This is a genomic window from Azoarcus sp. KH32C, from assembly GCF_000349945.1.
Lineage (GTDB): Bacteria > Pseudomonadota > Gammaproteobacteria > Burkholderiales > Rhodocyclaceae > Aromatoleum.
Genome location: NC_020516.1, coordinates 4,373,598 through 4,385,763 on the forward strand (window position 1 = coordinate 4,373,598; position 12,166 = coordinate 4,385,763).

The following is a 12,166-nucleotide window of genomic DNA, read 5'->3' on the forward strand; positions in this document are numbered from 1 at the left end:
CCCTCCGGAACGCCGACATGAGCCCCGACACGTTCGCCTTCGACTTCGACCGCACGCCCGACCGCCGCACGGTGCCCGGCGAGAAATGGGGTCGCTACGCCGGCCGCGACATCCTGCCGATGTGGGTCGCGGACATGGAGTTCGCGGCTCCGCCCGCCGTCATCGACGCCCTGCACCGCCGCATCGACCACGGCGTGCTCGGCTATACGGACGCCTGGCCGGGCCTCGTCGAGGCGGTCGTCGAAGGCATCGCCCGCGACCACGGCTGGCGCATCGAACCCGACTGGCTCGTGTGGCTGCCGGGGGTCGTGACCGGTTTCAACATCGCGTGCCGCGCGGTCGGCGAAAGCGGCGACGAGGTGTTCACCGCGACACCGGTCTACCCGCCCTTCCTCACCGCGCCGGCCAACAGCGACCGTCGTCTCGTCAGACGCCCCCTCGTGCTCGCCGACGGGCGCTGGGGCTGGGACCGCGCGGACGTCGAGGCCGCGATCACGCCGCGCACCAAACTACTGATGCTGTGCAACCCCCACAACCCGGTCGGCCGCGTCTTCGACCGCGACGAACTCGCCTGGCTCGCCGATCTCGCCGAGCGGCACGATCTCACGATCTGCTCGGACGAGATCCACTGCGGATTGGTTCTCGACGCCGCGACGCCGCATGTGCCGATCGCAGCCCTCGACGAGCGGGTCGCCCGCCGCACGATCACGCTCATGGCGCCGTCCAAGACCTGGAACATCCCGGCGCTGTATTGCGCCTTCGCGATCATCCCCGACCGCGAGCTGCGCCGGCGCTATCGCCACGCGATGCACGGCATCGTCCCGCACCCGAACGTGCTCGGCATGGTCGCAACCGAAGCCGCCTACCGCGACGGCGGACCGTGGCGGGAAGCGCTGATCGACTACCTGCGCGGCAATCGCGATCTCGTCATGGAAGCGGTGGCGGCGATGCCGGGCCTCACCGCGACGCGCCCCGAAGCGACCTACCTGGCGTGGATCGACTGCCGTGCAAGCGGCATCGCCGAACCGGCGGCGTTCTTCGAAGCGGGCGGCGTCGGCCTGTCGGACGGTGCCGCGTTCGGGCTGCCCGGCTTCGTGCGCCTGAACTTCGGCTGCCCGCGCAGCCAGCTGCGGGAAGGGCTCGCACGCATGCAGCGCGCGCTCCAATCCTCCATCAGCGCCTGAAGCGATGGAGCACACTCAGTGGCGCCCCGCGCGATCCTTCAGGTGGATCGCGGGAGGGGTGTTTTCCACGAAACCACAGGTACCGTGGCGTCAATCAAATCTGCCGCTCGCACAGGAACCACCTCCTCCGGACACGATCTAGAGGAGGATTCAGCTTCGCGGGCGGCGCGCATGTGACCGATGTATCGCAGGACCGTCAGCTTTCGGCAGGAGGGCGAATGGACTCGCCGCGAACACCCGTCGCACCGTCCACGATCGCGGGGCCGCCACGCCATGCGCTGCGGCCCTGGCCGCGCAGCGCCGCCCTCGCCCTGGCGGTCCTGCTCATTTCGCTCCTCACTTCGCTTGCGGCGACGCGCATGGTGCAGACCCAGATCGAGGAGATCGCCCGCCAGCAGTTCGTCACCGAAACCGACGACATCGGCGCCGCAATCCTCGACCGCATGAATGCGATCAACCAGATCCTGCAGGGGGCGGCCGGCCTGTTCGACGCGTCGAACTACGTTTCGCAGAAGGAGTGGCAACAGTATTACGCCGCCCTCACGCTGCAGGAGAACTACCCCGGCATCCTGGGCCTCGGATTTGCACGCTCCCTCACACGGCAGGAGCTGAACTCGCACGAACGGCAGTTGCGCCAGGACGACGCGCGGGCTTACTCCGTCTGGCCGGAGGGCATGCGCGGCGCCTATGCGCCGATCACCTACCTCGAACCCGCGACCCTCCCCAACCGGCATGCGACCGGCTACGACATGTATTCCGAACCGGTGCGGCGGGCCGCAATGGATGCGGCGCGCGACCGAGGCATGGCAGCGCTGTCCGGAAAGGTGGAGCTGGTCCAGGAAATCACGCCTGGCGACGTGCAGGCGGGAACCCTGATGTACATGCCGGTCTATCGCGGCGGCGGCATCCCGCCGACAGTGGGGGAGCGCCGGGCGCGGCTCTTCGGCTTCGTCTACTCGCCGTTCCGCATGGCCGACCTGATGCAGGGCATGCTCGGCCGCAAGCCGGACGCCATCCGACTCGAACTCTACGACGGCCCGGAACGTGACGAAGGAGCCCTGCTCTACCGCAGCGAACCCGCGCAGCGCGGGTATCTTCCGTCGCTCTCCCGCTCGCAGCAACTCGAAGTCCGCGGCCGCGCCTGGACGGCGTATTTCGAGACCCTGCCCGCCTTCGACGCCCGCCGCGACCGCAGCAAGCCGCTGCTGACCTTGGGAGCGGGCGTGATGGCGAGCCTGCTGCTCTCCGCCATCGTGTGGCAGGCCGGCGCGACGCGTGCACGCGCCGAAATGCTCGCGATGACCATGACCGAGGCCCTGCGCGATGCGATGGCCCAGCTCGAACAACACTCGACCCAGCTCGAAGCGGCAAACCGGGAACTCGAGAGCTTCAGCTATAGCGTCTCGCACGACCTCAAGGCGCCCTTGCGCGTGATCGACGGCTTCTCGCGCATCCTCGAGGAGGACTATGGCGAGCGTCTCGACGCGGAAGGCATCCGGCTGCTGCATGTGCTGCGCGAGAACACCCATCACATGGAGACGCTGATCGAGGACCTCCTCGCGCTCGCGCGCCTCGGCCGGCATGCCTTGCGGCTGGATGCGATCGACATGGACGAGCTGGCCACAGCAGCGTGGGAGAAGCTCGCCGCCGGTCTCGCGCCGCGTCCCGAGTTCGTCCTCACCCCGCTGCCCGGCGCGGTCGCCGACCGCAATCTGCTGTGGCAGGTGTGGACCAACCTCCTCAGCAACGCGACCAAGTTCAGCGGCCGCAGCGCCGCGCCGCGGATCGAGGTATCCGGCCGCGAGAGCGCCGACGCCGTGGAATACTGCGTGCGCGACAACGGCGTGGGCTTCGACATGGCGCACGCGGACAAGCTGTTCGCCCCCTTCCAGCGCCTGCATCGCGTCGACGAATTCCCCGGCACCGGCATCGGGCTGGCGATCGTCCAGCGAATCGTCGCCAAGCACGGCGGTCGGGTGTGGGCCGAAAGCCGCCCCGGCGAGGGCGCGGCCTTCCATTTTTCCTTGCCGAAAGGAGGCAGGCATGGGACTGCCGGACGAAGCGGTTGACCTGCTGCTGGTCGAGGACAACCAGTACGACGCCGAGCTGGCGCTGCGCGCCTTCCGCCGCAATGCCACCGCCCACCGGGTGCAATGGGTGCGCGACGGCGAGGAGGCGCTGGACTTCATGTTCCGCACCGGAAAGTTCGAGCAGCGTCCGGCCGAGCAGCAGCCACGGCTGATCCTGCTCGACCTCAAACTGCCGCGCGTCGATGGTATCGAGGTGCTGCGCAAGCTGAAGACCAATCCGCGCACCCGCGAAGTGCCGATCGTCATGCTCACCTCGTCCGCCGAGGAACGGGACCTCGCGGAGTGCTACCGGCTGGGCGTCAACAGCTACATCGTCAAGCCGATCGATTTCTCGCAGTTCATCGACCTCGTCGCCGACATCGACAGCTACTGGATGCGCATCAATCGGCTACCGGCGCCGCATCTTCCGTGAGCGGGGAGTCCGCGGGCGGCGGCACAAGCGGGTCGCCGTCCGCTGTGGCCATCTCGGGGAAATACATCTGGAAGCCGTTCCTACCCGCCTCCTTGATGCGGTACATCGCCAGATCGGCGTTTCGCACCAGCTCGTCCGCATCGACCCCGTGCTCGGGATAGCAGCTGACGCCGATACTCGACGAGATTTGCAGCTGCCGACCTGCAACGTTGAAGGGCTCGGCGAGCGAAGCAACGAGGTTGCCGGCGATCTTCGTCGCAATCTTCGCCGCGATCGACGGCGACGACAGTCCGTCGAGCAGCACGGCGAACTCGTCGCCTCCGAGGCGGGCGACGAGGTCGCTCTCGCGCACACACTGCCGGATGCGTTCTGAGGCCGCGCGGAGCAACTGGTCGCCGACGGCATGTCCGCAAGTGTCGTTCACCGCCTTGAAATGGTCGAGGTCGACGAACATCACGGCACCCGCGCTGCCCTGCCGTTTCGCCCGCGCCAGCGTCTCGAGCAACCGGGTTTCGAAGCGGCGGCGATTGACGAGCTGCGTCAGCGCGTCGTGGTGCGCGAGCTGCTGCAACTGCTCGTCGCGTAGCCGGATCTGGTCCAGCATCTCGTTGAAACCGTCGATCAGTTGACCGACCTCGTCCGTGCCCGTGCCCGCCACGCGGTGCGCATAATCCCTGACCGCCGAGACGTGCTTCATCGTCGCTGCGAGGCAGCGGATCGGCTCGGAGACAAGTTTCTGCAGCCGCGACGCGAAGAAGAAGGCGACGAGCCCCGCCACCACCACGATACACAGCAGGCCGACCGCGTCGACCAGCAAGCCGGCACGCAATTGCTCGAGTCCTGCCACAAGCACGATCGTGCCGATGCGCTCCTCGTCGAGGACGATCGGCTGCACGACGCGCAGGCTGTCCGCCAGCAGCAGCAGGCCGGTGGGCCGGGCGTCGCCCGGGGATGCCGGATCGAGCGCCATATCCCCTTGCCGCGCGCAGCGGGTCCGGAAGCTTGCGAACACCTTGCCTTCGGCATCGAAGACGTCGGCCGCGCACACCTCCGGTTCCGCCTCCAGCGCCGCCAATGCGCGGCGTGCCCATTCCTGATCGCCGAACGCGAGGGCGGACGTCGCGTTCGTCGCCACCATGCGCGTGAGGATCGCCATGTGGCGGGTGAGGTTCTCCTGCTCGGCCGCGACGTAGCGCAGCGCCAGCGCGGCCACGCCCAGTACGACGGCCACGCCGCAGGTGAGCATGATGATCAGCGTGAGCTTCCATTGGATCGGGGCGTCGCGAAGGAGGCGCATGGTCAGGATCCTTATGGGCCGTCGCCGGCGGGGGTCGCGAGCTTGAGCAGTTGCGAGCTGAACTTCAGCCCCGCGCGCTCGCCGGTGCTCCGGGCAATCTCGAAGCGCAGGCGGTTGTCCACCCTGACGAGGTTGATCATTCCGCCGCTGCGCAGGAAGTCGCCGGACTCGCCGACCGTGAGCACCGGCACGGCAGCGACGGGCGCGGACGACAGGTGTCCCGCGCCTGCGCCGACGAACAGCAGCTGACAACCCTCCGCGCCTGCGGGGCTATTCAGCGACCGGATGACCAGCGGCAGGCCGCGGATGCGCTTGCCCGCGAGCGCCTGCTGCATGACGTGGTAGGGCAGCTCGCCGACGATGCATAGCGTGAAAGCGGTGGCATCGACCCCGCCGTCGGCCGGCCACTCGACGAACTTCGCGAAGTTGTAAACGAAGGCCGCCTTGAGCTGGTATTCGACGACAAGCGCATCGTCGGCTTCGGCTCCGTAGGTGGCGAGCCCCGCGCCCGGCAGCGTGAACACGAACGCGAGGGCGAGCCGCAGCCATCGGCGGACGTCGCCGAGTCCGCGCGAGCGGCGCGGCTCAGTAGAAGACCGTCGCGACGATGACATCGACGTACCTGCCGCTGCGGACCGACTGACGCGCCGGGATGCGCCCGTATACTTGGTGGATCACCGGAAAGCCCGTGCCCACGCCCGCCACCGAATTGCTTCCGACCTGATCCCCCCAGACCTGCGAGCGGGCAGCGTCCCGATAGATGGAATAAGTCAGCGTCTGCCCTTCCTGGCTCATCCGCCGCGCCGCCAGCGTGGCCCCCGCCCCCATGCCGGCATTGAGACCGAGCTCGTAATGCGCGCCGGCCGTGCAGGTGACGGAGATGTCCGACACCCCGTCGGTTGCGGCAAGCAGCAGCGGGTCGTAGGAGCCGAAGGTCAGGCCCCTCGCCCCGACGATGCAGGACTCGACCGCCGTCACGGACACCAGCAGCTCGGCGGTCGCCGAGCGGGCCGGCAGCTCGACGCCCATCAGCGCCTCGAGGCCGAGATCCGTGAAGTCCTGCGCGGCCTGCGCACGGGCAGGGGCGGCGAGCGCGGCGGCGCAAGCGAGCGCGGCGAGCACCGCGCGTCGCTTCATGCAGCCTTCACTTGCCCGAAATGCGCTCATGCCCGCCCATGCCTCAGTAATTGACGGTTACGACGATGGTGTCGCTGTAGCTGCCCGGCGGCACGTTCTGCCCGGCGACGATCCGCCCGTAGACCGGATAGTTTTTCGCCGTCGTGAGCAGGCCGAGCAGGTAGCCGTCGCTGACGGTCGAAGTGCCGCCGCTGCCGTCTCCCCAGATGGCCGTGCGGCTCACATTCGTGTAGAGGTTGTAGTTGAGCGAGGCGCCCGGTCCCGACAGCGTCCGGCTCGCCGACGAGCCGCTGGTGCCGGCGCTGAGCTGGATCTGGTAGCTGACCAGGATGCTGATGACGCCGAGCAGGCTGCAGCTCACCTGGACGTTTCCCGTGCCGTCGAGGGCGGACGGGCTGGTCGGGCTGTAGGTGCCGAAATTGGTCGCGCTCGCCGAGGCCGTACAGGTGCTCGTCTGGCCGAAGGCCGGCCCACCCGCCAACAGCAAGATCAGCACGAGGGCATGCAGCCTCATATCCGCACCCCGCTGCACGTCAGCGGCCCGATCACGGGCAAGGGGCCGGCATTCTTCGGCATCGTCACCTCGACCATGCAGCTGCGGCCCTTCCAGCGCGCCTCGAAGCGGCTTTCCTTGCCGAGTCCCTTGACGTAGGCCTCGCCGCGCAAGCCGACCGGGAAGACATCCGTTCCGCCCTCGGGCGTCAGCGTCGCGCCGGCCGGCATCGGCGAACCGTCCTCCAGCACGATGCGGAGCAAGGCTCCGCGCACCGCGCGCACCGGGAACCTGACCATGCCGGCGCTGTGCCGCGACAGCGACAGGCTCATGCGCAGCGCACCGACCTCGGCGTCGAGCGGCAGATCCTCGGGCCGGATCGTGATGCTGTTGCTTTGATACGGGCGCAGCCCGGTGACGAGCGCATAGCCCTCGCGGGTGCGCGCCATGGGCTGGTTGTCGAGGTAGATATCGACGTCGTCGTAGTCGCCGACCTGCACCAGGGCGAAGGCGTCGTCGATGCGGCGCGACGGGTAGGCCTTGCCGTCGACAATGGCGACGCCTCCGCTCGCGCCCACGCGGTAGCTCGTCGAACCGGCCGAGCACACGGCCTCGAGGCTGTAGGTGCCGACCTCGTTACGCAGCAGCAGCGCGGCATTGGTCCGCGCGTTCGCCCCGGCCTCGGCCGCGACGCGGTATCCGACGCCGCTGCCGGGCGGCAGGCTCTGCTGCAACTGCAGCGACGAGGCGCTGCCGGAGCCGTCGCGGTTCCAGCCGGCACTCGCCGTGGTCTGCGCGCCGAGGACGTAGGTGACGTTGAGCCCGATGGCGTAGCTGCGATCCCCGCCGAGCGTGCGCAGCCCGAACAGCGACAGATGCACGTTGCCGGGCAGGCTCACGGAGTAACCCGACGTGAGGAGCTTGGTTTCGCCCAGCACGCGGTCGGTCTGCCGCAGATAACTGACGAAGAACGACCCCGCGTGATCCGCGGCAAAGCTTGCGCGCGCGAGCTGGACGCCGGTCGGCACGCGATAGTCCGGCGCCCCGCCGAGCTGCGCGAAGCGCGGCGTCGCCCGCCGCGCCTCCACGCCAAAACTCAGCGGCCGTCCCTGGCGTTCGATGCCCAGCGACAGGAAGCCCCCTTCGCCCAGCTCGCTATGGCTCGCCGCCGTGGAGGCGGAGATCACGCCGAGCGACGGGATCAGGTAGTTGGCCGCGATGCCGACCGTCTGCTGCTTCGCCAGCAGCTCGCCGCGGAATTCGGTCGTCAATTGGTCGCTCAAGCCCGTGCGGTGGGTGCCGGCGACGAAGAAGTCGCCGTAGTCGTTGCTCTGCACAGCAAAGCGCCGCCGCTGGAATCCGGCCTCGTAGGTATAGTCGTGGAGGCCGGCCTGCAGCAGGCTGGCGCTGACGTAATAGGGCTGCGTGACGACGACTTCCTTGCCCATCACGTCGCGCATGACGAGCCGGACCTGGCCGTCGCCGGTGACGAGCGGGGCGCGCGGGATCTCGAAGGGGCCGTAGGGGACGCTGCGGCTCATGCGCAAGGCGTTGTCGACGTAGAGATCGACGGTCGAGGGCACGGCCGCCTCACCACGGAGCGTCGGCAGCGGAAAGGGCACGAAGTCCGGGCGCGTCGCGAAGTTCGTGCCCCATTGCAAGCCGCCGAAGCGCACCGCCCGCCCCCAGGCCCCCGGCCGGCCGATGCTGTCGCCGAAGGTCGTGGTCGTGTAGGCCTCGGTGTCGTCCCGCGTCCAGGCGGTCTCCAGGCGCAGGAAGCGGCCCGGCCCCTCGCCGGCGTGGCCGAGAAAGGTCGAGGAGCCGAAACCGGCCGGGCTCGACAGGCCGGCCTCCAGCAGGCCGTCGAAGCCATGACGGCCGTCTTGCGCGACGCCGAGCAGGTCGTAGTTGAGGAAGCCGCCGATCGCGCCGGGGTCGTTCACGTTGAGGCCGGCGCGGCGCGGTGCGATCGTCGTCAGCGCGAAGGCTTCCGGACGGCCGTCGAGCACCAGCGCCTGTTCGCGTTCGTCGATGCGATGGTCGAGGCCGGGCACGGCGTCGAGCGGGAAATACTCCTTGCCCTTGAACGCGAGCGGCGGCACGTCCGGCAAACGCAGGCGCCAGCGCGAAAGGTCGGCGGCGGTCGCGAACACACGGCCCGCGTCGCCGAGCACCACGCGCGTGGGCAGATCCTGCAGGCCGCCGTTGATCCGCACCGCGAGCCAGGCCTCGACGTAGGGAGCGCGCAGCCGCGGCGCCATCGACGCCGCAGCGCCCGGAGCCGGGACACTGTCGTCGGCCGTCGCAGGACCACTCATCGCCAGCACCACGCTGCTCATCAGCCCTCCCAATACGCGCGCCCTATGGGACCTGCAAGTCAAGATCCGCCTCGGTCACACCCTGATCCGTGGCCGCAGAGACGCGCATTTGACGGCCCTGCCACGGCTTGGCGAGCTTCAGGCTCAGCTCGCGGGATTGCCCCGGAAGGAAGTAGCCCGCCGCGGTATGCGTCGCGAGCGGCTCGCTCTCGCCGGACGCGCTCAGCTTCACGCTCAGGACCTGTGCATGGGCGGTCCCGATGTTGTTCAGGCTCAGGGAGACTTCGTCGCTGCCGGAGCGGACGGCGCTCCACTGGAACTTGGGACGTGCCGCCTGCAGCGGCTCGACGAAGAGCGGCAGGCCGATCCGCAGGGCGACCTGCAGTCCCTGGTAGTCCGCAGTCGGCGGCGGCGGGACTTCCTCGATGAAGAGGCGGTAGGCCAGCTCGCGCGCCGGATCGGGATCGGCGCTCAGGCCCACCCTGACGATCTGCGATCCGCCCGGCACGATGCTGACGATGGGCGGCGTGACGATGACGTCCGCGCTCGGGTCGTATCGGTCCTCGCCCGAGACCGCGGTCCACTTCGCGACCTGCATCTGTACGACGATCGCAGCGCTCCCGGTGTTGTTCAGCGTGATCGCGGCGGTCGGCCGGGCCGCGGAGAGCGCGACCCGGATCGGATTGACGCCTAGGCTGCCGGCGACGGCAGGCAGGACAGCGGCGAGCAGCGCAGAGAAAACACCGAAGCGGACAGCAGCGCGGACCACGGCGCGGACGAAGGGCATGGCGGGCACGGGATCATCCCTGTTCAATAGTTGACCGAGACGACGATGGTGTCCGAGTAAGACCCGGCGTTGACGTTCTGCAGCGCGGGAATCTGGCCGTAGACGACGTGCGGCACGGCGAGCCCGGTGCCGACGCCCGCGATCGTGTCCGTGCCGATCGAGTCGCCCCACACCAGCAGGTGGGCCGCATCCTGGTACAGCGAATAGGCGAGCGTGTCGCCGCCCTTGGTCATCTTGCGCACCGCGACCGTCGCGCCGCTGCCCGAGCCGGCACTGAGGCCAACGGTGTAAGCGGCGAGCAGCGTGCACTGCACCGTCACGGTCGTCGTCACGCTGGTCGGCAGCAGCGCCAGGGGGTTGTAGGTGCCGTAGTCGAGATTGGCCGCCGAGACGGTACAGGCGGTGCCGACCGTCGCCGTCACCTGGAAGCTCGTCGAGGTGCTCGCCGCATGGGCGTTCGTCAGGGACAGCGCCAGGGCGAGGATGCCGCTGAGTGTGCGTATGGGCTTTCGCATGATTCCTCTCTCCATGTCGACTAGTCGCGGAACTTCCGGGCGATGGCCCGGAACTCCAGCCTGATTTCCAGAAGCGCGTCGACCACCGCCGGGTCGAAATGCGTACCGCGCCCTTCGACGATGATGCTCAGTGCATTTTCATGTGAATACTCGGGCTTGTAGACCCGCTTCGAAATCAAGGCGTCATAGACATCGGCAACGGCCATCAGGCGAGCTGACAGCGGGATCGCCTCGCCCGCGAGCCCCTGCGGATAGCCGGTGCCGTCCCAGCGCTCGTGATGACAGTAGGCAATCTCGCGCGCATAGCGCAGGAAGGACGTTTCGGCATCGCCAAACTCCTCTGCCGCGCGATCGATCGCGTCGCGGCCGTATTCCGGATGCCGCCTCATGACTACCCACTCCTCGTCGGTCAGCTTGCCGGGCTTGTTGAGGATGGACTCGGGGATCGCGACCTTGCCGATATCGTGGAGCGGCGCCGACTTGAAGAGCAGCATGATGGCTTCGTCATCGAGTTCGTGCCGGAAGCGAGGATGGTGCTGCAGTTGCCGCGCCAGCGCACCGACATAGTTCTGCGTGCGCCGGATGTGGTTGCCGGTCTCGTTGTCGCGCGCTTCGGCCAGCGCGCAAAAAGCGCTGATCGTCGCGTCCTGGACGGCAATGATCTCCTGCTTGGTGCGCATGACCTGAGCGGACCGTTCGGCCACGACGCGCTCCAGATACTCGTTGCGCTTTCGCAGCAGGCGCGTGGCACGGGCGAACTCGAGGTGGTTGCGCACGCGGGCCAGCACGACCGGCAGGGAGAACGGCTTGTGGATGAAGTCTCCGGCGCCGGCGGCCAGTCCTTCGGCCTCGTCCGCAGCGCCGTCGAGGCTGCTCAGGAAAAGCACCGGGATGTCGCGGCTCGGCGGCGCGGCCTTGAGGCGCCGGCAGACCTCGAAGCCATGGAGTTCGGGCATCACGGCATCGAGCAGGATCAGGTCGGCGCGGCCGCCTTCGGCGACGTATTGAAGCGCCCGCGCGCCGCCCGTTGCCGTATGCACCTCGTAGTGCTCCCCGAGGAGTTCCTCGAGAATCAGCAGGCTGTCCGGCTGGTCGTCGACGACTAACAGATGCGGCCGGGGGTCATGCTCAAGTCGCTTGCTCATGCTGGGTGCCTCTGTTCAAGAACGGCGGGCGAGTCGGAACACGCGGAGACTTTCGACCTGCCGCAGCGGGCCGCTCAACGCATGATTTCGCTGGATTGGATTCGAATCGCGGCGCCGCGGGTTCCTTCAGGCGGCGCGGGATCGAGGGCGCATCAGGGGCTGCGGGCCTGGGTGAACAGGAGCACCAGTTCGATCGCCGAATGCACGTGAAGCTTCTCCATGACGCGACCACGATGGTTGTCTACCGTGCGCGGGCTGATCCCCATCACATCGGCGATCTCCTTGCTCGACTTGCCGGTGGTCAGCAGCTTGAGGATGCGTGTCTCGGTCGGCGTCAGCAGCGACAAGCGCGCCTCGTTGGTCTTCGCCTTGCGCGCTTCCTCGTAGATCGTCCGGCTCTTGTCGAGCGCCCGCTGCACCTTCTCGAGGAAGTCGTTGTGCGAGAACGGCTTCTCGAGGTAGTCGAAGGCGCCCTGGCGCATCGCTTCGACCGCCGAGCCGACTTCGGCGAAGCCCGAGATGAAGATCACCGGCAGCACGTGACCCCGCTCCTTGAGCTCGCGCTGGAACTCAAGCCCGCCCATGCCCGGCATGCGCATGTCCGACACCAGGCATTCGCAGGGGCCGGGCACGTAGGAGTCGAAAAACTCCTCGGCCGAGGTGAAGGTCACCGCGCGGATGCCGACGCTGTCGAGCAGTTCCGCCAGCATCCTCAGCATCGACGGCTGGTCGTCGACCGCATACACCACGCAACGCTTGTCGTTCTTTTCCATGTCCGGGTACCGGGA

General features: G+C 68.2%; 12 protein-coding genes. 3 read left to right on the forward strand and 9 right to left on the reverse strand.

Annotated features, from left to right (window positions below; translation table 11 throughout):
- The first annotated feature begins 17 nt into the window (after positions 1-17).
- The 3 genes from AZKH_RS19555 (at position 18) to AZKH_RS19565 (ending at position 3,686) form a co-directional block, all read left to right on the forward strand.
- On the forward strand, positions 18-1,184 hold the full coding sequence (locus AZKH_RS19555; RefSeq protein WP_015437531.1) for a MalY/PatB family protein: 1,167 nt from the start codon (positions 18-20) through the stop codon (positions 1,182-1,184).
- 218 nt (positions 1,185-1,402) lie between these two features.
- A complete protein-coding gene (locus AZKH_RS19560) occupies positions 1,403-3,253 on the forward strand; it encodes a CHASE domain-containing protein (protein WP_015437532.1) in 1,851 nt (616 codons plus the stop codon).
- Entirely contained in the window at positions 3,228-3,686 is a 459-nt protein-coding gene (locus tag AZKH_RS19565; protein WP_015437533.1) for a response regulator, read from the forward strand. Before AZKH_RS19560 ends, AZKH_RS19565 begins: the two co-directional genes overlap by 26 nt.
- Here the strand turns inward: AZKH_RS19565 and AZKH_RS19570 are convergent.
- The 9 genes from AZKH_RS19570 to AZKH_RS19610 form a co-directional block, all read right to left on the reverse strand.
- A complete protein-coding gene (locus AZKH_RS19570) occupies positions 3,655-4,983 on the reverse strand; it encodes a sensor domain-containing diguanylate cyclase (protein WP_015437534.1) in 1,329 nt (442 codons plus the stop codon). The two genes, AZKH_RS19565 and AZKH_RS19570, sit on opposite strands and share 32 nt — an antisense overlap.
- A gap of 11 nt (positions 4,984-4,994) precedes the next feature.
- Positions 4,995-5,597 (reverse strand): YfiR family protein, encoded by a 603-nt coding sequence (locus AZKH_RS19575; RefSeq protein WP_083903105.1) that lies wholly within the window; start codon positions 5,595-5,597, stop codon positions 4,995-4,997.
- Complete coding sequence (locus tag AZKH_RS19580; RefSeq protein ID WP_083903106.1) at positions 5,569-6,150, reverse strand: spore coat U domain-containing protein; 582 nt, start codon at positions 6,148-6,150, stop codon at positions 5,569-5,571. The genes AZKH_RS19575 and AZKH_RS19580 overlap by 29 nt, the downstream gene beginning before the upstream one ends.
- Before the next feature lie 13 nt (positions 6,151-6,163).
- A complete protein-coding gene (locus AZKH_RS19585; RefSeq protein WP_041656418.1) occupies positions 6,164-6,634 on the reverse strand; it encodes a spore coat U domain-containing protein in 471 nt (156 codons plus the stop codon).
- Entirely contained in the window at positions 6,631-8,952 is a 2,322-nt protein-coding gene (locus AZKH_RS19590; protein ID WP_015437537.1) for a fimbria/pilus outer membrane usher protein, read from the reverse strand. Before AZKH_RS19590 ends, AZKH_RS19585 begins: the two co-directional genes overlap by 4 nt.
- A 22-nt stretch (positions 8,953-8,974) precedes the next feature.
- Positions 8,975-9,718, reverse strand: coding sequence for a molecular chaperone (locus AZKH_RS19595; RefSeq protein WP_051071702.1), 744 nt, complete (start codon positions 9,716-9,718; stop codon positions 8,975-8,977).
- A 23-nt stretch (positions 9,719-9,741) separates the two neighbouring features.
- Positions 9,742-10,233: a spore coat U domain-containing protein gene (locus tag AZKH_RS19600; RefSeq protein WP_015437539.1), complete on the reverse strand. Its 492-nt coding sequence runs from the start codon at positions 10,231-10,233 to the stop codon at positions 9,742-9,744.
- Between the two features lie 20 nt (positions 10,234-10,253).
- Complete coding sequence (locus AZKH_RS19605; protein ID WP_015437540.1) at positions 10,254-11,378, reverse strand: HD domain-containing phosphohydrolase; 1,125 nt, start codon at positions 11,376-11,378, stop codon at positions 10,254-10,256.
- 152 nt (positions 11,379-11,530) lie between these two features.
- Complete coding sequence (locus AZKH_RS19610; RefSeq protein WP_015437541.1) at positions 11,531-12,151, reverse strand: response regulator transcription factor; 621 nt, start codon at positions 12,149-12,151, stop codon at positions 11,531-11,533.
- Positions 12,152-12,166: the final 15 nt, after the last annotated feature.

Bases quoted from the DNA above. Each gene is read 5' to 3' on its own strand.
- AZKH_RS19605 (WP_015437540.1), bottom strand. From the start codon at position 11,378: ATGAGCAAGCGACTTGAGCATGACCCCCGGCCGCATCTGTTAGTCGTC.
- AZKH_RS19570 (WP_015437534.1), bottom strand. From the start codon at position 4,983: ATGCGCCTCCTTCGCGACGCCCCGATCCAATGGAAGCTCACGCTGATC.
- AZKH_RS19580 (WP_083903106.1), bottom strand. From the start codon at position 6,150: ATGAGCGCATTTCGGGCAAGTGAAGGCTGCATGAAGCGACGCGCGGTG.
- AZKH_RS19575 (WP_083903105.1), bottom strand. From the start codon at position 5,597: ATGTCATCGTCGCGACGGTCTTCTACTGAGCCGCGCCGCTCGCGCGGA.
- AZKH_RS19555 (WP_015437531.1), top strand. From the start codon at position 18: ATGAGCCCCGACACGTTCGCCTTCGACTTCGACCGCACGCCCGACCGC.
- AZKH_RS19585 (WP_041656418.1), bottom strand. From the start codon at position 6,634: ATGAGGCTGCATGCCCTCGTGCTGATCTTGCTGTTGGCGGGTGGGCCG.
- AZKH_RS19595 (WP_051071702.1), bottom strand. From the start codon at position 9,718: ATGCCCTTCGTCCGCGCCGTGGTCCGCGCTGCTGTCCGCTTCGGTGTT.
- AZKH_RS19590 (WP_015437537.1), bottom strand. From the start codon at position 8,952: ATGAGCAGCGTGGTGCTGGCGATGAGTGGTCCTGCGACGGCCGACGAC.
- AZKH_RS19600 (WP_015437539.1), bottom strand. From the start codon at position 10,233: ATGCGAAAGCCCATACGCACACTCAGCGGCATCCTCGCCCTGGCGCTG.
- AZKH_RS19610 (WP_015437541.1), bottom strand. From the start codon at position 12,151: ATGGAAAAGAACGACAAGCGTTGCGTGGTGTATGCGGTCGACGACCAG.
- AZKH_RS19560 (WP_015437532.1), top strand. From the start codon at position 1,403: ATGGACTCGCCGCGAACACCCGTCGCACCGTCCACGATCGCGGGGCCG.
- AZKH_RS19565 (WP_015437533.1), top strand. From the start codon at position 3,228: ATGGGACTGCCGGACGAAGCGGTTGACCTGCTGCTGGTCGAGGACAAC.